At 42.7% G+C, this 22,248-nt stretch carries 22 protein-coding genes and 1 pseudogene; all 23 read right to left on the reverse strand.

Annotated elements, in window-relative coordinates; genetic code table 11:
* Positions 1-567 (reverse strand): annotated as a pseudogene (locus HMPREF0849_RS05450) (GMP reductase); the annotation flags it as partial.
* 198 nt (positions 568-765) lie between these two features.
* A complete protein-coding gene (locus HMPREF0849_RS05455; RefSeq protein WP_000160510.1) occupies positions 766-1,545 on the reverse strand; it encodes an L-threonylcarbamoyladenylate synthase in 780 nt (259 codons plus the stop codon).
* Positions 1,546-1,573: 28 nt separating this feature from the next.
* Entirely contained in the window at positions 1,574-2,167 is a 594-nt protein-coding gene (gene leuD, locus HMPREF0849_RS05460) for a 3-isopropylmalate dehydratase small subunit (RefSeq protein WP_000410640.1), read from the reverse strand.
* A gap of 9 nt (positions 2,168-2,176) precedes the next feature.
* The gene (gene leuC, locus HMPREF0849_RS05465; protein ID WP_000907583.1) at positions 2,177-3,559 is read right to left on the reverse strand and encodes a 3-isopropylmalate dehydratase large subunit; all 1,383 of its coding nucleotides are present in this window, start codon (positions 3,557-3,559) and stop codon (positions 2,177-2,179) included.
* A gap of 3 nt (positions 3,560-3,562) precedes the next feature.
* Positions 3,563-3,832, reverse strand: coding sequence for a DUF1294 domain-containing protein (locus HMPREF0849_RS05470; protein ID WP_000700066.1), 270 nt, complete (start codon positions 3,830-3,832; stop codon positions 3,563-3,565).
* A complete protein-coding gene (gene leuB, locus HMPREF0849_RS05475; RefSeq protein WP_000162209.1) occupies positions 3,829-4,866 on the reverse strand; it encodes a 3-isopropylmalate dehydrogenase in 1,038 nt (345 codons plus the stop codon). Before leuB ends, HMPREF0849_RS05470 begins: the two co-directional genes overlap by 4 nt.
* 11 nt (positions 4,867-4,877) lie before the next feature.
* Positions 4,878-6,440, reverse strand: a complete 1,563-nt coding sequence (locus HMPREF0849_RS05480) for a 2-isopropylmalate synthase (RefSeq protein WP_001233208.1) — start codon at positions 6,438-6,440, stop codon at positions 4,878-4,880.
* A 314-nt stretch (positions 6,441-6,754) separates the two neighbouring features.
* On the reverse strand, positions 6,755-7,411 hold the full coding sequence (locus HMPREF0849_RS05485) for an MmcQ/YjbR family DNA-binding protein (protein WP_000461559.1): 657 nt from the start codon (positions 7,409-7,411) through the stop codon (positions 6,755-6,757).
* A gap of 44 nt (positions 7,412-7,455) precedes the next feature.
* On the reverse strand, positions 7,456-8,088 hold the full coding sequence (locus HMPREF0849_RS05490; protein WP_000638805.1) for a copper homeostasis protein CutC: 633 nt from the start codon (positions 8,086-8,088) through the stop codon (positions 7,456-7,458).
* 93 nt (positions 8,089-8,181) lie between these two features.
* Positions 8,182-8,541, reverse strand: coding sequence for a YbaN family protein (locus HMPREF0849_RS05495; protein WP_001220359.1), 360 nt, complete (start codon positions 8,539-8,541; stop codon positions 8,182-8,184).
* Between the two features lie 106 nt (positions 8,542-8,647).
* The gene (gene topA / locus HMPREF0849_RS05500) at positions 8,648-10,735 is read right to left on the reverse strand and encodes a type I DNA topoisomerase (RefSeq protein WP_000179623.1); all 2,088 of its coding nucleotides are present in this window, start codon (positions 10,733-10,735) and stop codon (positions 8,648-8,650) included.
* Positions 10,736-10,852: 117 nt separating this feature from the next.
* Positions 10,853-11,701 (reverse strand): DNA-processing protein DprA, encoded by an 849-nt coding sequence (dprA, locus tag HMPREF0849_RS05505; RefSeq protein ID WP_000705336.1) that lies wholly within the window; start codon positions 11,699-11,701, stop codon positions 10,853-10,855.
* Positions 11,702-11,782: 81 nt separating this feature from the next.
* On the reverse strand, positions 11,783-12,406 hold the full coding sequence (locus tag HMPREF0849_RS05510; RefSeq protein ID WP_000734759.1) for a hypothetical protein: 624 nt from the start codon (positions 12,404-12,406) through the stop codon (positions 11,783-11,785).
* Positions 12,407-12,550: 144 nt separating this feature from the next.
* Positions 12,551-14,374, reverse strand: coding sequence for a translation elongation factor 4 (lepA, locus tag HMPREF0849_RS05515; protein ID WP_001047157.1), 1,824 nt, complete (start codon positions 14,372-14,374; stop codon positions 12,551-12,553).
* A 78-nt stretch (positions 14,375-14,452) separates the two neighbouring features.
* The gene (locus tag HMPREF0849_RS05520) at positions 14,453-15,181 is read right to left on the reverse strand and encodes a metallophosphoesterase family protein (protein ID WP_000133321.1); all 729 of its coding nucleotides are present in this window, start codon (positions 15,179-15,181) and stop codon (positions 14,453-14,455) included.
* The gene (gene recN / locus HMPREF0849_RS05525) at positions 15,182-16,849 is read right to left on the reverse strand and encodes a DNA repair protein RecN (protein WP_000923559.1); all 1,668 of its coding nucleotides are present in this window, start codon (positions 16,847-16,849) and stop codon (positions 15,182-15,184) included.
* A gap of 6 nt (positions 16,850-16,855) precedes the next feature.
* Positions 16,856-17,287: an arginine repressor gene (locus tag HMPREF0849_RS05530; protein ID WP_001034406.1), complete on the reverse strand. Its 432-nt coding sequence runs from the start codon at positions 17,285-17,287 to the stop codon at positions 16,856-16,858.
* A complete protein-coding gene (locus HMPREF0849_RS05535; protein ID WP_001041058.1) occupies positions 17,280-18,095 on the reverse strand; it encodes a TlyA family RNA methyltransferase in 816 nt (271 codons plus the stop codon). The genes HMPREF0849_RS05530 and HMPREF0849_RS05535 overlap by 8 nt, the downstream gene beginning before the upstream one ends.
* Positions 18,088-18,963 carry a polyprenyl synthetase family protein gene (locus tag HMPREF0849_RS05540; protein WP_000743799.1) on the reverse strand — a complete coding sequence of 292 codons (876 nt, stop codon included), beginning with the start codon at positions 18,961-18,963 and terminating at the stop codon, positions 18,088-18,090. The genes HMPREF0849_RS05535 and HMPREF0849_RS05540 overlap by 8 nt, the downstream gene beginning before the upstream one ends.
* Positions 18,960-19,172, reverse strand: a complete 213-nt coding sequence (locus HMPREF0849_RS05545) for an exodeoxyribonuclease VII small subunit (protein WP_000043226.1) — start codon at positions 19,170-19,172, stop codon at positions 18,960-18,962. The genes HMPREF0849_RS05540 and HMPREF0849_RS05545 overlap by 4 nt, the downstream gene beginning before the upstream one ends.
* Positions 19,150-20,490 carry an exodeoxyribonuclease VII large subunit gene (gene xseA / locus HMPREF0849_RS05550; protein ID WP_000417476.1) on the reverse strand — a complete coding sequence of 447 codons (1,341 nt, stop codon included), beginning with the start codon at positions 20,488-20,490 and terminating at the stop codon, positions 19,150-19,152. Before xseA ends, HMPREF0849_RS05545 begins: the two co-directional genes overlap by 23 nt.
* 127 nt (positions 20,491-20,617) lie before the next feature.
* Positions 20,618-21,256: a uridine kinase gene (gene udk, locus HMPREF0849_RS05555; protein WP_001181369.1), complete on the reverse strand. Its 639-nt coding sequence runs from the start codon at positions 21,254-21,256 to the stop codon at positions 20,618-20,620.
* 113 nt (positions 21,257-21,369) lie between these two features.
* Positions 21,370-22,248, reverse strand: a complete 879-nt coding sequence (gene truB, locus HMPREF0849_RS05560) for a tRNA pseudouridine(55) synthase TruB (protein ID WP_001013276.1) — start codon at positions 22,246-22,248, stop codon at positions 21,370-21,372.

Genomic DNA, 22,248 nt, shown 5'->3' on the forward strand with positions numbered 1-22,248 from the left:
GCCAACCACCTGTACCAAACCAGTCTTGACCTTTGTGATACAAACCTTACCAGGACCGATTCCTACCTTAGTAGCATCCGCACCAGCATTTTCCAATTCACGCACAGCTTCTGGCGTTCCCACATTTCCAGCAATGACAAATGTACCTGGTAATTCTTTCTTGATGTGCTGAATCATAGAAATCACGCTATCCGCATGACCGTGAGCAATATCAATTGTGATGTACTCAGGAGCATCAGCCTTGAGCTGGCTAACAAAGTCATACTCGTAATCCTTGACACCAACAGAAATGGAAGCAATGAGCCCTTGATCGTGCATACGTTTGATAAAAGGAATGCGCCCCGCTTCATCAAAACGGTGCATAATGTAAAAGTAACCGCCTTTAGCAAGTTGCTCTGCTACGTTCTCATCCAAAATCGTCTGCATATTTGCTGGCACAACAGGTAGTTTGAAAGTGTGATTTCCAAGTGTGACACTTGTGTCTGCTTCTGCACGGCTTTTAATGACACATTTATTTGGGATCAACTGAATATCTTCGTAATCAAAAATTGGAAATTCATTTAACATATCGATGTCTCGTTTCTTTTGTAATGATCTACCTATGCTTGCGCATCTCTACGCCTTTTTCCGACGTTTCCTTGACTTATTATAAACCAAAGTACAGCTTTTGTCAAATAATTTCAATTATGAAACAATAATGTTCGGTTTTTACTTAAAAAAGGGGAGCGAAAGAGGAGAGAATCTAATCTCTCCTCTTCTTCAATCTTAGTAATACTCACCCTGACGGTAGTCCCATGAGTTAAAGGTATCTGATAAATGCATCATGATTTTATCAATGTCAAGCCCTTTGCGGATCACAACTGGCGCTGGTGAAGTTGAACGTGCTCCTCCTTGTTCTGGGATTAGTTTGCCGTCTTTATCAACCATAGACACCATCACACCTTGCTCGTAGCGCGTTTCAATCGTTTTGTCAGGTTGGATTGATGCAACGTAGTAGTCTGCTTCGATGACAAGGTCCACTGCTCCTTCGATACGTTCTCCGATCCCTTCCACCTTACCACGGTTTCCTTTTCCAGATGGGTTTGCAGATGAGGCATAGACCATTTTACCTTCTTCCCAAAGTTTAGCAGCCAACTGTTCACCAGCTTTACCAAACTTGATGACAAAACAGCTAGTACCACGAACGTCTGTCATAAGTTCTTCTCGGCCATCACCGTATGCTTTGAGTTTTTCAAAAGCTTCTGGTTTCCAAGGAAGGATACAGCCAAGGAGAATATCTTCGTCCCAATGTTTTTGATAGAAGGCTTCAATTTCTGGATTGAGTTGTGCTAAAGCGCGAAGCTCGTCCATGCTACCACAAAGTACAACACCTGGCTTGTTACGGTTACGTTCTTTAGCTTCAAACTTGCGTTCAAGTCCTGCCTTATCGCTAGTCATGATAATGTAACCAACTTTTGTAGGGCATACAATGCACCCTCCCTCACCTTTTAAAATGTCATAGCCTTCTTGTGAAAGTGTTCCGTTCCATTGAATGTGTTTTGTCATAGTTCTATAGTTCCTTTTCTATTTTTTTCTAATCCTGCCAGTAGGCTGGGCGTTGTTTTTCATAGGCAGCAATCAAATCTTCATACTGCAAAGTAATACCGATATCATCCAAACCATTTAAAAGCTTGTGTTTCCACTCACTATCAATTTCGAAAGTGAATTCTCCAACTGGTGAGATGATTTTTTGTTGTTCCAAGTCTACAGTTACCTGGTCGGTCGGTTTGAGTTGGGCTAGCTTTTCTCTAACCTCCCTAGGCTGAACAATAGGCAACATGCCATTATTGAGTTCATTATTGTAATGAATGTCACCGAAAGAGCCTGCAATCACGACCTTAAAACCATAGTCGGCTAGAGCCCAAGCTGCGTGTTCTCTCGAAGAACCTGCGCCAAAGTTATCCCCTGAGATAAGAATACTAGCTTTTCGATATTCAGGTCGGTTAAAGACAAAGTCTGGATCCTCAGTGTAGTTATCGTCCAGATAACGCCAAGCATACATGAGGTACTTACCAAAGCCTTTTTTATCAATTAACTTGAGAAACTGCTTGGGAAGGATTTGGTCGGTATCAATGTTATCATTCATAAGAGGAACGGTTGTTCCCGTATAAACTGTAAATTTCTCCATATCCTCTCCTTACTGGGCTTCTGGCATCTGCCGAACATCTACGAAACGCCCTGCAATAGCTGCCGCCGCTGCCATGGCTGGACTGCAGAGATGGGTCTTAGCACCAAATCCCTGTCTGTCTTCAAAGTTGCGGTTACTGGTTGAAGCACAGTGGACACCATCGGGTACCTTGTCTGGATTCATCCCTAGACACATGGAGCAACCCGGGTCTCTCCACTCAAAACCAGCATCTAGGAAGACCTTGTCCAAGCCCAACTTCTCAGCAGCTCGTTTGACAGGACGAGAGCCTGGAACTACAATTGCTGTTAGATTGGGAGCTATTTTCTTTCCTTTGACAAATCGAGCAGCCAGTTGCAAGTCACTTAGCCGAGCATTGGTACAAGACCCGATAAAAATATATCCTAGTTCAATATCTGCCGGCTTTTGACCAGGCTCCAAGTTCATGTAATGATAAGCTCGTTCATCATTCATATCCTTAATTTCTGGAAAACTACTGTCAAAGTCAACGCCCATAGCAGGATTGGTTCCCCAGGTCACCATAGGTGCCAAGTCAGAGACATCCATCTGGATAACCTTATCATAAACAGCATCACTATCACTGACAAGCGTCTTCCAGTCAGCAACTGCCTCTTCGAAAGCTTCTGGAACACATTCCCGTCCCTTGAGATAATCATAGGTAGACTGATCTGGATTCATGATGCCCATCTTAGAGCCAAACTCGATGGACATATTGCAGATGGTCATTCTCTCTTCCATGGTCAGTGCATCAATTGCTTGCCCACGATATTCCACCACATATCCTACACCACAAGCAACGCCGTACTTGGCAATCAAGGCGAGAATGTAATCCTTAGAATAAACTCCTTTTTGAGGAACACCAGTGAATTCTACCAACATTTTCTTGGGTTTGACTTGCCAGAGGGTCTGGGTAGCGAAGACATGCTCGACTTCACTGGTCCCAATCCCAAAGGCGATGGCTCCGAAAGCTCCGTGAGTAGCCGTATGGCTGTCTCCACAGACGATGAATTTTCCTGGTTGCGTCCGTCCTGTTTCTGGACCTACCATGTGAACAATCCCCTGCTTTTCAGAACCGTGGGCCGCATGTTCAATCCCAAACTCCTCAACATTTTCAGCAAGCTTATCAATTTGAGCCTTAGAAATCACATCTCGAATATCGTAAATATTGACGGTCGGAACATTATGATCAAAAGTTCCAAATGTCAAGTCTGGCCGTCTCAATCTGCGACTTGCATCTCGTAATCCTTGAAAAGCTTGGGGACTAGTCACTTCATGAATATAGTGCTGGTCCACATACATGAGTTGGGGCTGCCCCTCTTCTCCTGTGATGACATGGCGGTCCCATAATTTATCAAAAATTGATTTTCCTGCCATCCATTACCTCCAAATAAAATATAAGACTACTAGTGTGGTTACCATCCCGAGAAACCAAACCGTTTTAAAGTACCATTTTCTAGTCTTGTGGTGAAATCTGATTCCTGCCAACCAGGCACCAAAACCACCACAAGTAAGGGCTAAAAGGAGTAAGATTTTCTCTGGGATGCGCCAAGCACCTCTTCTTGCCTTGGATTTGTCAATGCCATAAATCAAGAAAATCAGCAAATTCCAAATCAAAAGGGCTAGCGTGATTTCTTCATTTATCTTCATAATCTTTCAATGATGGCTTCTGTCATTTCCTTGGTCGAAGCCTGTCCTCCAATATCTCTTGTTAAAACACCAGCCGCTAAACTAGCTTCAACAGCATGTTCGATACGCTCCGCATCCTCATAACGTCCAAAGCTATCTCTCAACATCATAGCAACTGACAAAATCATGGAGATAGGGTTGGCAATTCCTTGACCTGCAATATCAGGCGCCGAACCATGAATAGGTTCATAAAGACTTGGACCTTTTTCAGAATGACTGGCTGATGGCATAACTCCAAGTGTACCAGATAGAACACTTGATTCATCAGATAAGATATCTCCGAAAAGATTCTCTGTCACGATGACATCAAACTTGGCAGGATTGGTAATCATAAGCATGGCAGCTGAGTCCACCAACTGGTGTTCCAAGGTTACATCTGGGAAATCCTGCGCAACTTCCTCAGCTACTCTCCGCCAGAGTTTTGAAGTCGCTAGAACATTTTGCTTATCGATACTAGTAACGATTTTTCTCCGATTTCTTGCAATTTCAAAGGCCTTTCGAATAATCCGCTCTACTTCTTCGTAGCTATAGTCGTTGATATCACGTGCTTTGCGCTCTTCAAGGATATGATCACCGAAGTAAATCCCACCTGTCAACTCACGCACCACGACAAAGTCTACACCAGCAATTCGTTCTGATTTAAGTGGTGACAAATGCTTAAGACTATCAAAGATTTTTACAGGCCTTATATTGGCATAGAGATTGAGTTCCTTACGAAGAGACAGCAAGCCTTGTTCAGGCCGAATCGCTGCTCCATCATACTGGGGACTACCGATAGCCGCTAGGAGAATGGCATCTGCTTCTCTACATGCCTTGAGGGTTTGATCAGGTAAGGGATGCCCCGCAGCATCAATACCTGCACCTCCGAAGGAGCGTCTGTCAATCTCATAGTCAAAGCTAGTTTTTGAAGCTAGAGCTTCCAGAATCTCTAAACCAGCTTCCATGATTTCTGGACCGATTCCATCCCCTGCTAGTGCTGCTATTTTCTTTGTCATAGCCCTCTCCTTTACACACTAGGCATGTCTCGGTAGGAAACGCTACGCCCCATCTCACCAGCATTCTCTTTTTGAACAAAGGTATTGGCATTGATATAGGCAATAGCCGAAGCCTTCAATACATCGAAATCAAGACCTGCTGCGTTAAATATGGTTTCTGTATCTCTGTTTTCAACAGTAACCAAGACACGAGCTTGGGCATCGATACCATCTGTTACCGCATCAATAGTATAGGACACCAAGCGGACAGATTGGTTAAAGAACTTATCGATAGCGTTAAATATTGCTTCAACGGAACCTTGACCTGTTGCATTGAATTCGACTTTCTCACCATCCATATTTGCTAGGCTAACAAGCGCTTCAATGTCATTATCTGCATGGGTTTGAAGTTGTAAATCATCAAAGTGGAAGCCTTCTGGGTTTTCAACCATGGTGCCAGCGACCAGAGCTCGAATATCTGCATCTGTGATTTCTTGTTTCTTGTCCGCTAGTGCCTTGAACTTAGCAAAGAGTGGTTTGATATCCTCTTCTGTAAAATCTAGGGCCAGTTCTCTTAGTTTTTCAACAAAGGCATGGCGACCTGACAATTTTCCAAGCGGAAGACTATTACTCTTAACACCAACCAATTCAGGTGTGATGATCTCATAAGTGAGAGGATTTTTAAGGACTCCATCTTGGTGAATACCAGACTCGTGGGAGAAGGCATTACCACCAACCACAGCCTTGTTTTTAGGAACTGGAATACCAGAGAAGCGAGAAACCATTTCAGACGTATTCATTGTTTCATCCAAAACAATATCACTAGTGGCTTGGAAGAAATCCTCACGAATCTTCAAAGCAACAGCTACTTCTTCAAGAGCAACATTACCTGCGCGTTCACCGATACCATTAATAGTTCCCTGGACACGTCCAGCACCGTGTTTAATTGCTGTCAAAGTATTTGCAGTTGCCATACCGAGATCATCGTGACAGTGGACACCAAAGACAACTTTATGATCTGATTTAATATTTTCAGTCAAGTGGTCAAAGATACGTGCAAACTCTTCTGGAGTCGTAAAGCCAACTGTGTCAGGGATATTGATATAAGATGCACCTGCATCGACCGCTGTTTGAACGACTTGCAAGAGGAAATCCAACTCTGTTCTAGTCGCATCTTCAGGAGAGAATTCGACGATTTCAAACTTAGAACGTGCGTAAGAAACATGTTCCTTGATAGCTTCTAAAATCTCTTCCTTGCTCTTATTGAGCTTATACTTGCGGTGAATCGGACTGGTAGCGATAAAGACATGAATTTGTGGATGCTTGGCATCCTTAAGAGCCTCATAACAAGCATCAATATCAGATTTTACAGAACGAGCTAATCCTGTCACTGCTGTTTTTTTCATGGCTTTAGCAATTTCTTGAACGGCTATAAATGAATCAGGACTAGCAGCCGGAAAACCAGCTTCAATTACAGAAATTCCCCATTTCTCCAGCTGCCTTGCAATGGAAACTTTTTCCTTTATTGAGAAGTTAACACCAGGTGTTTGTTCCCCATCACGAAGGCTTGTATCAAAAAATTCAACTTTACGCATAAGATTTCCCCTTTTCCAAATGTGGTTTTAAAAAAACATCTCGCTTAGAAGCCCAAGCGAGATGTTGATTTACTCCCGCTTGGTAAGCCAAACAGGACTAATGCTTTTGCACTAGCCCGAGTACCTCAACAACAAAGCAAATTGATTAAACTTAGCTGTTTTCATGTTTGACTTTCTCCTTCGTTTGATATCTTGTTTAGTATTTTAGCATAGCTAAAAACACTTGTCAAGAAAAAATCCATTATTTTCTGAAAATTTCTTCAGTAAAGAATATTTTGCTAATTGAAAGTATTTGAAAAATCAAGTAACTTTCCTTATTTTTTCACAGTCAAGTTCCAACTTCTTTCGATGAGTTCTATCACTTCTTCATCTTGCAAACTATCATCAAGTGCCAGACTAAGCCAGTAGCGTTTATTCATATGAAAAGCTGGATAAATACCCTTTTGTGAAAACAGGTCAGCTACTTGGTCGTGTTTGAGGTTGACTGCTTCGACTAGCCCTTCTCTGCCCTTTTCCAGCTTATCCCATGGGATTCTCATCACAACAGCATACCACTTTTGATTGTCTTCATGGCGCAATACAGCTGTATCAGGAGACTTTTCCCACAGATACTCCAACTGATTACCATACTTTTCCTGAACCTTATCCATGATACGCTTAGTCTGAGGACAGATAAAATCCTGTACATCAAAGCAAGCCTTCCGAATCTGGTAGAGAATCTCCAAACAAGCCTCACGGACACTTGCAACAAAGCTTCCTGTCATACTTTCCATATGTACTTGAGGATAGAGGTCACCCGTTTCCTGATCAAAAACCTGAAAACTCACATTATCAGGAGTGATAGAGACTGTCATGGAAAAGTCACCTTGCAAAATCTGGCAACTATAGGTCCAAACTTCCCCCATTTCTACAAAACCATAGGCATGAGCTTTTTCTTTATTAAACTGGTAGGATTTAAAAATTTCAAACATAAGTGAAAACTGCTACCAAAAGCTAGCAGTTCCTTTCTATTTTTTTAAAAGACAACCTTAGTTCCATGCAATTGTGTCACGCCCAACTGGTCAATAAAGGTTTGACGGTTGTCCAAGTCAATCCCCCCACCTGGTAGAATTTCAATTTTACCTTTAGCATGTTCCAAAATTCTGTGATAATGAGCGAAACGTTTCTCTAGCGAGTCTCCAGACACACCAGCACGAGTTAGGATACGGGTGACACCAGCTTGGCTTAGCCAGTCAATGGCTTCCAACTGGTCTTCATCACTCAATTCATCAAAGGCCATGTGAAAGACAATTTCCATTCCTTTAGATGCGGCAATCAGCTTCTCAAGATTAGTCTTATCCAACTTCTTATCAGCAGTTAATGTCCCAAATACCACCCCTTGACTTCCAGCCTGAGCAGTCAAACGAATGTCTTCCAGCATGATCGCTATTTCAAGATCAGTATAGACAAAATCGCCACCACGGGGACGAATCATGGTCATGATGGTGGTGTCGTAGTTAGCTGCCAGTTCAACCGCCGCCTTGGTCACTCCATAGCTAGGTGTTGTTCCACCCACTGCTAGATTGTCACAAAGTTCGATTCGACGAGCTCCAGCCTGCATCGCTTTTTCAAGCAAGGTCACATTTTCAGCACAAAATTCGTAAATCATTTGATTCTCCTTGATGTTTTCTTTAAATTTATTATATCATATTATTTTAAATATGCTTTCATTTTTATCAAGGCAAATAACTACTATTTTTATCTATTCTTTGTCAGGAATGACTTTAAAGAGATAGTAGGTAATAAAGATAGTCAGGGCTCCCAGACCGATTTTGACTGGTAAAAGAGGGGCAAAATAAATAGAAATCCCCATCAAGATATAGATAGATACGATAATTTTTTTCTTTCGTTCACGCGCGATTGACTTGGTTTCCCGAAAGTCCGCTACATAAGTCTGATAAAGCTTTGTATGATAAAGCCAGTCTTCAAATCTCTTTGAAGACTTGGAAAAGCAAGCAATTGATAGCAAAAGGAAGGGCGTTGTTGGCAAGAGGGGCAAGACAACCCCAACAAGAGCCAAGGCTAAAGAAATAAAACCAATACTTAGGTAAATAATACGCATGTCTTCTCCTAATTGAAATAATCTTCTACTAGTTTCCCACAAAGTGAGGAAATTTGTCAAGCTTCAAGTAAAAAGAGCCTGAAATTCATTTTCAGGACTCTGCATTTTATTTAATTTTCTCTTCTTCGTAGTCGCCATTACTACATACAACCTGCTTACCACCACCACGGACTTTTTTCTCCACTAGGAAGTGTCCGCATTTTGGACAGTCACGGCCAATTGGTTTGTCCCAGGAAGTAAACTCACATTCTGGATAGCGATTGCAACCATAGAAGATACGATTGCGCTTGGTTTTGCGTTCAATGATTTGTCCTTGATGACAGCTTGGACACTCGACACCAATCTCCTTAACAATCGCTTGTGTATGACGGCAGTCTGGGAAGTTGCTACAAGCATAGAATTTACCAAAACGTCCTAGCTTAATTACCATTGGACTGCCACAAACTTCACAGTCAAATCCAGCTGGCTCATCCTTGATCTGGATTTTTTCCATTTCGGATTCAGCCTTGGCTACTTCTTTAGAGAATGGTTTGTAAAAGGCGTCAATGAGCCGTTGCCACTGCTCTTTACCAACTTCGACATCATCCAGTTTTCCTTCCATTTCAGCTGTGAAGGTCACATTTACGATATCTGGGAAATATTCAACAATGAGTTTATTAACAATTTCACCCAACTCTGTTGGTTCAAAACGTTTAGCAGCCAGACGAACGTAGTAACGTTTTTGGATGGTTTCAATGGTCGGAGCGTAGGTTGACGGACGGCCAACTCCATTTTCTTCCAATGTCTTGATAAGAGTCGCTTCCGAATAGCGAGCTGGCGGTTGAGTGAAATGTTGTTCTGGCTTGCTATTGACCTGCTTGACCACATCTCCAACAGCCATATCTGGCAACATCTTGTTCTTGTCAGAGTCATTGTAGATAGCAAGATAACCATCAAACTTAACTTGACTACCATTTGCCGCAAACTGAACCCCATTTTGAGAGAGCTTAACAGCCATGGTATCAAAAATAGCTCCCGTCATCTGGCTAGCTACAAAACGGTTCCAGATAAGGGTATAGAGCTTGAGCTGGTCTTTGTCCAAGTACTTAGCGATGCTTTCTGGTGTATTAAAGACACTAGATGGACGAATGGCTTCGTGGGCATCCTGAGCACCTGAGGCATTCTTGACCTTGCTACCATGCTTGGAATACTTGCTACCAAAACGGTTGTTAATGTAGCTTGCCGCTTCGTTCTGAGCCACAGGGCTGATACGAGTCGAGTCTGTACGCATATAGGTAATCAAACCTTGCACGCCTGATCCGATATTGATCCCTTCATAGAGCTGTTGGGCCACCATCATGGTCTTTCGAGTACGGAAATTAATTTTGTTAGCCGCATCCATCTGCATGGTTGAAGTAGTATAAGGTAGGGGCGCATTGCGTTTGCGTTCTTTCTTATCTACCTGGTCTACTATGAAATCTTTGCTAGTCAAATGGGACAAGACTTCTTTGACTTCTTCGTTGGTGGTCAATTTCATCTTTTTGCCATTCATACCATAGAAAGAAGCCTGAAATTGTTTGGTTCCCTTCTTAAAAACACCATCAATTGTCCAGTATTCTTCTGGTTGAAAGGCATTGATTTCATTTTCACGGTCAATGATGAGCTTAAGGGCAACTGACTGCACGCGTCCTGCTGATAAGCCCTTCTTGACCTTTTTCCACAAAATTGGCGAAATTGAATACCCCACCAAGCGGTCTAAGACACGACGAGCCTGTTGGGCATCGACCAAGTCCATGTCAATCTTGCGAGGCTCTTTAAAGGCATTTTTGACTGCGTCTTTGGTGATTTCATTAAAGACCACACGGTTGGCATCATTTTCATCCAAATCGAGAATATGAGCCAAATGCCAGGAAATCGCTTCTCCTTCACGGTCCGGGTCACTTGCAAGAAAGACTTTATTGGCCTTTTTAGCTTCTTTTTTCAAGTCATTAATGAGAGGGCCTTTCCCACGGATATTGATATACTGAGGTTCATAGTTATTTTCAATATCGACCGACATACTGGATTTTTTCAAATCACGGATATGCCCGACACTGGCTAAAACTTTGTAATTTCTGCCTAGATATTTCTCAATCGTTTTCGCCTTGGCAGGCGACTCTACGATGACTAGATTTTTCTTAACTGTTGATTTTTTCTTCTTTGTTGCCGTAGCCACACTATCACACCTTTTCAAAGTAATAAACTTTATAAAGTGTAAACCATTTTTCTATAGCTGTCAAGACCTAAGTCCTATATATAGAAGAAAAGTTTATCTGAGGGAACAAATTTCTCCTTAAAATTCAAACTCAGCCAGCACATCTTGACCGCTACTAATCAGCTTTGCTCCCTCTTGAATCAGGTGGTGACAGCCATCTGAATGGCCATCTAAAATGTTTCCTGGAATAGCAAAAACATCGCGTCCTTCTTCCATAGCTCGCTCACAGGTAATAAGACTACCAGAACGCATCCTTGCCTCTGCAACGATCACACCACGGCAAAGGCCAGCAATGATGCGATTACGAGCTGGAAAGTGAAATTTCAAGGGTTCCTCACCAGGTCCGTACTCGCTAAGTACCAAATGGTGATTACCAATGTGTTCCTGCAAACGTTTATTGGCTCGGGGATAAAAAACATCCAAGCCTGTTCCAATGACGGCAATCGTTCTTCCTCCATTCTGGAGTGCAGCCATATGGGCAGCCGTATCAATCCCTTTGGCCAAACCACTGACCACAATTAACTCGTTTTCCAAACCTTGAATGACTTTCTGAACCGACTTTGCTCCCTGACTTGAACATGAACGACTCCCCACAACAGCAACCTTCGGAAACTTCAACAAGTCCAGATTCCCTTTATAAAACAAAAGAGCTGGAGGGTCATAAATCTCACTCAGATCCCAAGGATAACAGTCATCAAGAATCGAGAAGGATGGGAATTTTTGAAACTCCTTCTCCAACTGCGCATCATCTATCTGGAAATAGCGTTCCATAAAGACAGCAGGATTGCGGCAACCAGAGATTTCAGCAATATCACCTAGCAAAAGCTCCTGATCTACAGTCTCATCGTATTCAAGTACAGTTAAAATTTGTTGATTGGTCAGCCCAGCTTTTCTCAATTTGTAAATCTCATAGTTTGTGATCTTCATTTACAACTCCATTTCTTTTTCTACTCATCTATCTATTCGTAAAAAAAAATAAAAAGAAGACCAAGGATCTTCTTTTTTCATTTATTCAGATTTAGTAGTTGACCAGCTACTTTCAACCATCGGTAAGATTGTTTTTAAAGTTTCCCCATCCCCTTCAAGTGAAACATAGCGGATTATACCATCATTTGATCGGAAAACCCAAGTAACGAGGTATTTCCCTGATTTAGCAATTGCATTGACAACATAGGCTTCATAGCCTCCAATGGTTGATTTGGAGCCCCAAACCTTACTGAAATCAGAGCTTTGTTCTTTGGAAGTTAAAATACTAGATGAGACAGTCACAACATCCAGTTTAGCATACTCTTCTTCGCTGATATTAAACTGCTCAGCCTTGAAGGTATTAAGTGTGACAATGTTGATACCTGTTCCATCACTATACTGTATATCATTTCCACCTTCTACTTCATGGAATCGAACCCATGATTTGGGTACCTTGACAAACCCATATTCATTCGAGCCGATGATTTGCGTCTCTTCCTTTTTCGCTTCAGAAACAGCAGAGCTAGAGCTACTCGTTTCCTGACTGCTAGAAGAACTAACAACTGCAGACGAACTTTCTTCGGTTGCTGTTTGCGATTTATTGGAGCATGAAGCTAGAAAAACACTAGCAGTAACTACAGTACCTAAAATTAATAATTTTTTCATCCTACCACCTTTCCATCTGCATTATAAGAAAAATAAGGACTTCTGTCAAATTCTAACCTAATCGATTCTGTTAGTTTACGATTTTATAGCTCACATTTAAAGCAAAAACTCTTGAAAAATCTTCAAGAGTTTTATTTTCTATTTCTATTCTTCATCCATGCTCAAGACGCTAAGGAAGGCTTCTTGTGGAACTTCGACAGAACCAATGGCTTTCATACGCTTCTTACCAGCTTTTTGTTTTTCAAGGAGTTTACGTTTACGCGAAACGTCACCACCATAACACTTGGCAAGTACGTTTTTACGAAGGGCCTTGATATCCGTACGAGCCACAATTTTGTGTCCAATAGCTGCTTGAATTGGCACCTCAAACTGTTGACGAGGGATGATTTTCTTAAGCTTATCAACGATGAGTTTACCACGCTCGTAGGCAAAGTCCTTGTGGACGATAAAGCTGAGAGCATCGACCTTATCACCATTGAGAAGGATGTCCATTTTGACCAGCTTAGATGGACGGTACTCTGACAATTCATAGTCAAAGCTTGCATAACCACGCGTCGAAGACTTGAGCTTATCAAAAAAGTCAAATACGATTTCAGCAAGTGGAATTTGATAGATGACATTGACACGATTATCATCAATATAATCCATAGTCACAAAGTCCCCACGCTTGCGTTGAGCCAGTTCCATCACTGCTCCAACGAACTCCTGCGGCACCATAATCTGAGCCTTGACATACGGTTCTTCAATGGTCGCAATCTTAGTTGGGTCTGGGAATTCTGATGGATTTGACACATCCATAGACTCACCGTCAGTTTGGTTAACCTTGTAGATAACAGAAGGAGCTGTCATAATGAGGTCAATGTTAAACTCACGCTCTAAACGCTCTTGGATAACATCCATATGGAGGAGTCCAAGGAATCCACAACGGAAACCAAATCCAAGAGCCTGAGATGTTTCTGGTTCAAACTGCAAGCTAGCATCGTTGAGCTGTAGTTTCTCAAGTGCTTCACGAAGGTCATTGTACTTGTTCGATTCGATTGGGTAAAGTCCTGCAAAGACCATAGGGTTCATTTGCTTGTAGCCATCTAGAGGCTCTGTGGCAGGATTGCTTGCCAGGGTCACTGTATCTCCGACACGCGTGTCTTGAACCGTCTTGATAGAAGCCGCAATATAACCAACGTCACCTGTCGCTAGGAAATCACGTCCTACTGCTTTCGGAGTGAAAATTCCGACCTCCGTCACATCAAAGGTCTTTCCATTGCTCATGAGTTGAATCTTATCGCCAGGTTTAACAACTCCGTCCATGACACGAACTTGGAGGATAACCCCACGATAAGCATCATAAACTGAGTCGAAAATCAAGGCTTTGAGTGGAGCTGAAACATCACCAGTTGGTGCGGGAACTTTCTCTACGATTTGCTCGAGAATTTCTTCAATACCAATACCAGCTTTGGCAGAAGCTAAAACTGCTTCGCTGGCATCTAGTCCGATGACATCCTCAATCTCTGTACGAACTCGCTCAGGATCGGCTGCTGGTAGGTCAATCTTGTTAATAACAGGAAGAATTTCCAAATCATTATCCAAGGCTAGATAAACATTGGCAAGGGTCTGCGCCTCAATCCCTTGGGCTGCATCGACCACCAAAATCGCTCCTTCACAGGCTGCTAGCGAACGCGACACTTCATAGGTAAAGTCCACATGCCCAGGTGTGTCTATCAAGTGAAAAATATAGGTCTCCCCATCTTTAGCAGTATAATTCAGCTCGATGGCATTAAGTTTGATGGTAATTCCGCGCTCTCGTTCTAGATCCATACTATCCAGAAGCTGGGCTTGCATTTCACGACTAGAAACCGTCTCCGTCTTTTCCAAAATGCGGTCTGCTAGGGTTGATTTCCCATGGTCAATATGGGCGATAATAGAGAAGTTCCGAATCTTCTCCTGTCGTTTTTTCAAATCTTCTAAGTTCATGATGCTCTTCCTTTCAGGGTATCTATTAATTATAAATTGTTTTTAACATTTTGACAAGACCATACCCTGCTAGGAGTACTAATCTTCGGCAATAAAGCCATCATTTTCGATAAAGTGGTGTTCTGTCATTCCTTGGTCAGTAAAGACAATCCCATGAAGGACACCGCCATAGACAGCTCCTCCATCCATGCCAATCTTGCCATCCTCTGTTATCCAAAGCTCAGCAGTACCTCGGTCTTGCTTGAGCAAACCATAAACTGGTGTATGCCCAAATACAATAGTTTTTCCAGTATGATTTTCGGCTTCGTGGAATGGCTTTCTGAGCCAGACTTTCTTATAATCTGTGGTTTCATGCCAGTCTTCCAAGGTCAAGTCAATACCCGCATGAACAAAGATATACTTGTCTGTCTCTACTACAAATGGCATTTGACGAATAAATTCGACCAAGTCTGCCGCTTCAGTCGCAACACGCTTGGCATCTTCTACGCCATCAACTGGTGCATCCAAGGGACGACCTAGGATAGAGTTAATAGTTGTATCTCCACCATTGCGACGATAATGGTCATAGCTTTCTTCTGGGTCATCGAGCCAAGTCAGAAACATATACTCGTGGTTTCCTGATAGACAGATAGCCCCTTGATTGTCGACCAAGTCTTTGACCATTTCTAGAACACGGCGACTATCTTCACCTCGGTCAATCAAATCCCCTAGAAAGAGCAACTGGGTGTGACCATCCCAGGTTTTGAGCAGATCTTCTAGCATACCTGCTTTCCCGTGAACATCTCCAATAACATAATAGTCTGTCATTTATTTCTCCCTCGTTTGCAATAATTCTCTCGCTTGGGTAAGGGCCGCTTCGGTTACATTTTCCCCAGCCAACATTTTAGCTACTTCCTCTACTCGCTCTTCTATAGTCAAGAGGCGAACCGTCGACACCGTAGAGTGCTCATCACTAATCTTCTCAATAAAGAATTGATAATCCGCGATGGCAATCACTTGTGGAAGGTGAGAAATAGCAAGAACCTGACCATGCTGACCAATCTTATGAATCTTTTGAGCAATGGCCTGGGCTACACGACCTGAAACTCCCGTATCCACCTCATCAAAGACAATACTAGTCTTACCTTCCTTACGAGAAAAAGCTGACTTGATAGCTAACATGAGACGGGATAATTCTCCACCAGACGCAACTTTGACCAAGGGTTTAAAATCCTCACCCGGGTTAGTAGAAATGTAAAACTCGACCGTTTCATTCCCCTCACGGCTGAACTTACTCTTACTAAAGCGAACCTGAAATTGTGCCTTCTCCATATAGAGATCCTGCAGTTCTTGCTTAATCTCAGCTTCGAGCTGCTGGGCCAAATCATGACGAGCAGATGCAAGCTGCCCTGCCAAATCGACAAGATTAACTTCCAATTTCTTGAGCTCTGCTTCCATGTCTTCGGAAGAAAGATTATTACCTGTCAAGAGATTGTACTCTTCTGTAATCTTGGCAAAATAAAGCAAAACGTCGTCCACAGTTCCACCATACTTGCGGGTAATAGTATTCAGAAGATCTAAGCGATTTTCAACCTGCATGAGGAGATTGCCATCAAAATCCAAGTCCTCAATAATATCTTCCAAACGCTTGCTAACATCTTCTAAAACATAGTAGGTTTCTGATAGAGAACTTGAAATTTCACGGTATTCAGGATCGTATTCTTCAACACTTTCCATGTCATTCATGGCCGAACGCACATTGGCAAGACTGGAGAATTCCTCATTGTCCAACATGCTATAGGCATTGGTTAGCGTATCCGCAATATTTTTATGATTGAGAAGCTTATCTCGTTCTTGGTTGAGAGCCAAATCTTCACCAGCCTGCAAGTTAGCTGCCTCAATCTCTGCCATTTGAAATTCCAACATCTCAATACGAGCCTTGTGTTCCTGCTGGTTTTTCTTGACTTCTAGAACCTGCTTACGCTTTTTGCGATAGGCATCAAAGCTCGTCTGATAGGTCTCCTTCAGCTCCAAGAAAGCTACATCACCAAACTCATCCAACATCTGGATGTGAAGCTGTGGACGCATTAACTCCTCTTGGTCATGCTGACCATGGATATCCACAAGGTGTTGCCCAATGGCACGCAAGACAGACAGATTGACCATCTGACCATTCACGCGACTAACACTACGACCATTTTGCAAAATTTCCCGCCGGATGATAATTTCATCACCCATTTCCAAACCTTGCTCATCAAAAAGTTCCTGTAAAACACGACTGTTTTCAACCGAAAAAAGTCCTTCAATCTCCGCCTTTGGCGCACCATGACGAATAACGTCTGTCGTTGCACGAGCCCCCAACATGAGATTCATAGCGTCGATAATGATAGACTTTCCGGCACCCGTTTCCCCAGTCAAAACAGTCATACCTTTTTCAAAATTGAGCGAAATCGCCTCAATAATGGCAAAGTTTTTTATCGAAATTTCAAGTAACATACTGACCTACCATTTTTTGACTTGTTCAACAATTTCTTCAGCTGCCTCTGCTGTTCTAGCTACAATTAAGATAGAATCATCATCAGCTAGACAGCTAAAAATCTGTTCAGGAAATGCTTCGACCAACTGACTCTTCACAAAAATAGTATTTCCAGGAATGACAGAAAGGTTGATCATATTTCCCATTAACTCAGAGCTCACAATATTGTCCTCAGCCAACTGCAAACTTTTGACGATTGATTTTGGCAACTCATAGATATAAGTGTTGTTTTTCAAAGGAATTTTCACAATCCCAAGCTCCTTGATGTCCCTTGAGACAGTGGCTTGGGTAGCAGAAATACCTGCTTCCTTCAAGTACTCAACAATTTCTTCCTGAGTCCCGATCTGGTAATCCGTAACAAATCTTCTAATTTTTTCAAGTCTCTCTTTTTTATTCATCTTTAAATTCTCTATGTGCTCTCTCTACAACTTTTTCTATTTCAGGAGCAACTTGGTTACTTGCTCCCTCTTCCTTTTTCAAATATGCCAGAAATTCGATGTTTCCATGTCCACCTTGGATTGGTGAATAGTCTAATCCAAGCACTGAAAAACCTTGCTCAACTGCCATAGCAGTGACAGATTCAAGGACAGTTTGATGAACCTTGGCATCGCGAATGATTCCATTCTTTCCAATCTGCTCACGACCTGCTTCAAACTGGGGCTTAACCAGAGCCACAACCTGCCCTTGATCTGCCAAGACACGGTGCAAGGCTGGTAAAATCAAACTTAAGGAAATGAAACTCACATCAATACTGGCAAAGCTCGGCTCCTTTTCGAAATCAGTCTTTTCTGCATAGCGAAAATTGAACTGCTCCATACTGACAACTCGTGGGTCTTGGCGTAATTTCCAAGCCAACTGATTGGTGCCAACATCGACTGCAAAGACCAACTCAGCACCATTTTGCAACATGACGTCAGTAAATCCTCCAGTGGAAGCCCCAATATCAATCGTGGTTGCTCCATCCACTGATAAATCAAAGACCTGCAAGGCCTTCTCTAGTTTTAGACCACCTCTACTGACATACTTGAGTTTTTCACCCTTGAGTTTTAGTTCAGTATCATCTGGGATTTTTTCTCCTGGTTTGTCAAAGCGTTCTCCATTAAGGACAGCTACGACTAGACCTGCCATGACACCGCGCTTGGCCTGTTCTCGCGTTTCAAACAAGCCCTGTTTATAAGCTAGTACATCCACTCTTTCCTTAGCCATTGATTCTCAAACTTTCTACTACTTTCACAATCGGCGCTGTTTCAAAGCTGACTTGCTGGGCAATTTCTTCTAACTTGGCATTAGCTTGATCCAAGGTTTGGTTACAAAATGCAATGGCCTCTTCCAAGCCCAACAAGGCTGGATAGGTTGATTTTTCAGCCTGCAAATCCTTTTGTGGAGTCTTGCCGATTTCCTCAAAATTAGCTGTCACATCCAGCACATCATCTCGAACTTGAAAGGCCAGCCCAATCAATTCACCAACCGTTTTCAATTTTGCTTGGATTTCAGGCGCCAATTCAGCTATAATAGCTGCTGCTTGGAAAGGATAAGCTAGTAATTTCCCAGTCTTATTGGCATGAATGGTCTGAAGTTCTTCCAAGGACAAATGCTGGTGTTCGCCCTCCATGTCCAAAACCTGCCCTGCCACCATTCCTAGACTTCCTGAAGCAAGGGATAAGTTGGCAATCAAATCCACCTTGATCTGACTTGGCAAATCCGCCTGCGCTATCAAGGCATAGGGATCTAGGAACAAGGCATCACCTGCCAATATTGCCATCGCTTCGCCAAATTTCTTATGATTGGTCAAACGCCCCCGACGGTAATCATCATCATCCATGGCTGGAAGATCATCGTGAATCAAGCTCCCTGTATGAATCATTTCCAAGGCCGCAGCCACCTGCGCGTGTGCTGGTTTAATAGCGACTTGCAAGGCTTCCAGAACCTCTAACAAGAGAAAAGGCCGAATACGCTTGCCCCCAGCATGAATGGAATAGAGAACGGACTCTCGAAGACTAGAAGCAAACTGCTGGTCTCCATAAAAATCTTCCAAAGCAGACTCGACAAGAGCTAATTTTTCTTGCTTCTTCATTCAAAATCACTTTCTGTTCCGTCTTCTTGCATGACCTTAACCAAGGTCTTTTCAGCCTTGTCCAGCGTCGCTTGGAGCTCTTTTGACAAGACCATGCCCTTTTGAAAGGCCGCAATCGCATCTTCCAAAGCAATTTCACCATTTTCCAAACTTTGGACAATGGTCTCTAGTTCTGCTAGATTTTCCTCAAATTTCTTTTGTTTTGACATCTTTAACCTCTAATTCTACTTGACCATCTCGCATCAAAAGCGTCACTTGGTCTTTTTTATTCAACATCTCAACAGAATCGACTACTGACTCTTCTTTTTTGACAATAGCATAACCACGCGCCACTATTCGACTGGTATCCAACATCAGTAGAGCTTCTGAAAGTCTCTTGACTTCAGCAACCTTGGCATCATAAACTAGCGCCATTTGGCTGCGTAGGAGCTTGTCCAACTGACCTAGACGGTCTTGATAACGCTGGATTTTGGTAACAGGTGATAATTGGACTAGTTGATGCGTTCTTGCTTGGACTAGCTGTTTATTATCAGAAATCCGTGTTCGCAAACTTTGTTTTAATCGCAGTTGCAGTTGATCTAACCGTTGTAAATAACCATCATACAAACGCTCTGGCTGTCTAAAGATGACTGACTGACTGCATTTTTTCAGAGCTTCTTTTTTTCTTGACAGGACATTCTGAACTGCTGTTGCCATCCGCTTTTCCTGATTTTGCAAATGGGTTAACACATCCAACTTAGTCACAGGCGTAGCCAGTTCAGCTGCAGCTGTTGGCGTTGCAGCACGGCGATCTGCCACAAAATCCGCCAAGGTCACATCTGTTTCATGCCCAACACTAGAAATAACTGGCAAACGGGATTCAAAAATAGCCCGTACCACGATCTCTTCGTTAAAAGCCCAGAGATCCTCAATGGAACCCCCACCACGACCAATGATGAGAACATCTAGGTCCTCACGTTGATTGGCACGCGCAATATTTCGAGCAATTTCCTCCGCTGCTCCATCACCTTGTACCTTGGTCGGATAGAGAAGGATATCAACACCAGGAAAACGTCTGCTGACGGTCGTGATGATATCTCGAATAACAGCTCCACTGCGACTGGTTACCACACCGATTCGCTTAGCAAACTGGGGAAGAGGTTGCTTGAATCTCTCTTGAAATAGACCTTCTTCCGTTAGTTTTTTCTTGAGTTGTTCAAACTGAATCGCAAGCGCCCCAACCCCATCAGGCTCAGCTTTTTCAATGATGATAGAGTAGCTCCCGCTTGGTTCATAGACCTGCACACGCCCAATTACATTGATCTTCATTCCTTCTTCCAGGTCGAAACCTAATTTCTGATAGATCCCTGACCAGATGGTCGCTTGAATAACTGCATGGTCATCCTTTAGGGAGAAATATTGGTGAGTAGGTCGTTTACGAAAGTTGGAAACTTGACCAGTTAAATAGACCCGTTCCAAGTAAGGGTCTTTATCGAATTTCATTTTCAGATACTTGGTCAAAGTTGTTACCGATAAATACTTTTCCATCTCCACCTACTATTCATTTTCTTGCTTTTCCATGGGTATTATTATACCAAAAAGATGATTAAAAATCTCCTTTTGCATACTGAAACCAAAGGAAAAATAGAAAAGGAGGCTAGGCCTCCTCATCTGATTATTTGCTGTTTCGTGCTTCTTCCAAAATCTTTGCAATCTTGGTCGTCAAAAGGTCGATAGCAACTGTATTGCTGACACCTTCAGGAATGACGATATCAGCATATCGTTTGGTCGGCTCGATAAACTGATGGTACATGGGTTTGACCACACCCAGATATTGGTCAATAACGCTATCAAGGCTTCGGCCACGCTCCTCCATATCACGCTTGATACGGCGAATAATACGCACATCATCATCTGTATCCACAAAAATCTTGATATCCATCAAATCGCGCAGACGCTTGTCCTCCAAGACCAAAATCCCCTCAACGATAAAGACATCCTGAGGCTCCTGACGATAGGTCTTGCTACTCCGTGTATGCGCTGTATAGTCATAAGTTGGAATGTCCACTGGGCGCCCTGCCAACAATTCCTTAATCTGCTCGATCATTAAGTCTGTATCAAAGGCAAAAGGGTGGTCGTAGTTGGTTTTGACACGTTCTTCAAAAGTCAAATGAGACTGATCCTTGTAGTAAGAATCATGCTCAATCATGGAAATCTTTTCATCAGGGAAATGCGATAAAATGGCTCTTGAAACACTAGTTTTTCCTCCACCAGAACCACCTGTCACTCCGATAATGATTGGTCTATTTTGCATGCTATCCTCCGTTTTTTTATCCGACGTCTATTTTATCACATTTTTTACAAAATTTATAGTCTGATTTGGATAGTCTAGGGGAAACACAAATCTATCCCCACACTCCAGTTAAACTAGCTAAAAACCTTTCTTGGTTTGTAGAAATTGTCCCTTTTTTCTAGAATAGCTAGCAACTTATTTCCTTCAAAGGCAGCCAATTCTTTGTCCATTTGGTCTAGCTCGATAAAACGACCAAAGCGCACTTCTGTAGCCTCTTCTGGAGTTAGGAAAACTTTGACAAGATCTCCTGTACCAATCTCAAGAGGATGGAGAAAGTCCAGCTGACCAGCCTCCACTTTTGCAGCAATTTCATTCAAAGTCAAGGCATCTTCTAACTGTAAACCTGCAGCACTGGTCCGTGTCAAATGGGACATATGGGCCGCGTAACCAAGCTTCTCTCCCAAGTCAACTGATAAGGTACGGATATAAGTTCCTTTGCTACATTTTACACGAAAAGTGAATCGGACGAGGTCATCCTCATAAGAAATCGGACTTGTCCGCTCAAATTGATAAATAGTCACCTGACGTTCTGGACGCTCCACTTCCTGACCTGCACGCGCATACTCATAGAGCTTACGACCATTAACCTTGACAGCCGAATACATAGGTGGAATCTGAGTAATAGGCCCAATCAGACTAGCAATCGCTTCATCGACAATGGTTTCATCCAAGGGCGACAAAACAGGTGTCTCTGCGACCACTTCTCCACTAGCATCCTCGGTCGTCGTGGAATAACCCAGAGTGATTTCACCCTCATAGACCTTTCCCTCATCCTGCATAAATTCGACCATGCGGGTCGCCTTGCCAACCGCAATAGGTAAAACACCTACTACATCAGGATCTAAGGTCCCACCATGACCAATCTTCTTGGTTCCCAAAATCTTACGCAGTTTAAAAACCGCGTCATGCGAGGTCATCCCCGCTTCTTTTTTTAAGTTGATAATACCGTTCAT

Source organism: Streptococcus sp. C300, assembly GCF_000187645.1.
GTDB classification, from domain to species: domain Bacteria; phylum Bacillota; class Bacilli; order Lactobacillales; family Streptococcaceae; genus Streptococcus; species Streptococcus oralis_CQ.

Bases quoted from the DNA above. Each gene is read 5' to 3' on its own strand.
- xseA (WP_000417476.1), bottom strand. From the start codon at position 20,490: ATGGAAAAGTATTTATCGGTAACAACTTTGACCAAGTATCTGAAAATG.
- leuB (WP_000162209.1), bottom strand. From the start codon at position 4,866: ATGACAAAGAAAATAGCAGCACTAGCAGGGGATGGAATCGGTCCAGAA.
- HMPREF0849_RS05540 (WP_000743799.1), bottom strand. From the start codon at position 18,963: ATGAAGAAGCAAGAAAAATTAGCTCTTGTCGAGTCTGCTTTGGAAGAT.
- HMPREF0849_RS05485 (WP_000461559.1), bottom strand. From the start codon at position 7,411: ATGTTTGAAATTTTTAAATCCTACCAGTTTAATAAAGAAAAAGCTCAT.
- HMPREF0849_RS05470 (WP_000700066.1), bottom strand. From the start codon at position 3,832: ATGAAGATAAATGAAGAAATCACGCTAGCCCTTTTGATTTGGAATTTG.
- recN (WP_000923559.1), bottom strand. From the start codon at position 16,849: ATGTTACTTGAAATTTCGATAAAAAACTTTGCCATTATTGAGGCGATT.
- HMPREF0849_RS05530 (WP_001034406.1), bottom strand. From the start codon at position 17,287: ATGAATAAAAAAGAGAGACTTGAAAAAATTAGAAGATTTGTTACGGAT.
- dprA (WP_000705336.1), bottom strand. From the start codon at position 11,701: ATGAAGATCACAAACTATGAGATTTACAAATTGAGAAAAGCTGGGCTG.
- HMPREF0849_RS05490 (WP_000638805.1), bottom strand. From the start codon at position 8,088: ATGATTTACGAATTTTGTGCTGAAAATGTGACCTTGCTTGAAAAAGCG.
- HMPREF0849_RS05545 (WP_000043226.1), bottom strand. From the start codon at position 19,172: ATGTCAAAACAAAAGAAATTTGAGGAAAATCTAGCAGAACTAGAGACC.
- leuC (WP_000907583.1), bottom strand. From the start codon at position 3,559: ATGGCAGGAAAATCAATTTTTGATAAATTATGGGACCGCCATGTCATC.
- HMPREF0849_RS05455 (WP_000160510.1), bottom strand. From the start codon at position 1,545: ATGACAAAACACATTCAATGGAACGGAACACTTTCACAAGAAGGCTAT.
- HMPREF0849_RS05520 (WP_000133321.1), bottom strand. From the start codon at position 15,181: ATGACAGACTATTATGTTATTGGAGATGTTCACGGGAAAGCAGGTATG.
- HMPREF0849_RS05495 (WP_001220359.1), bottom strand. From the start codon at position 8,541: ATGCGTATTATTTACCTAAGTATTGGTTTTATTTCTTTAGCCTTGGCT.
- HMPREF0849_RS05535 (WP_001041058.1), bottom strand. From the start codon at position 18,095: ATGGCTAAGGAAAGAGTGGATGTACTAGCTTATAAACAGGGCTTGTTT.
- truB (WP_001013276.1), bottom strand. From the start codon at position 22,248: ATGAACGGTATTATCAACTTAAAAAAAGAAGCGGGGATGACCTCGCAT.
- HMPREF0849_RS05480 (WP_001233208.1), bottom strand. From the start codon at position 6,440: ATGCGTAAAGTTGAATTTTTTGATACAAGCCTTCGTGATGGGGAACAA.
- HMPREF0849_RS05510 (WP_000734759.1), bottom strand. From the start codon at position 12,406: ATGAAAAAATTATTAATTTTAGGTACTGTAGTTACTGCTAGTGTTTTT.
- udk (WP_001181369.1), bottom strand. From the start codon at position 21,256: ATGCAAAATAGACCAATCATTATCGGAGTGACAGGTGGTTCTGGTGGA.
- leuD (WP_000410640.1), bottom strand. From the start codon at position 2,167: ATGGAGAAATTTACAGTTTATACGGGAACAACCGTTCCTCTTATGAAT.
- lepA (WP_001047157.1), bottom strand. From the start codon at position 14,374: ATGAACTTAGAAGATTTGAAAAAACGACAGGAGAAGATTCGGAACTTC.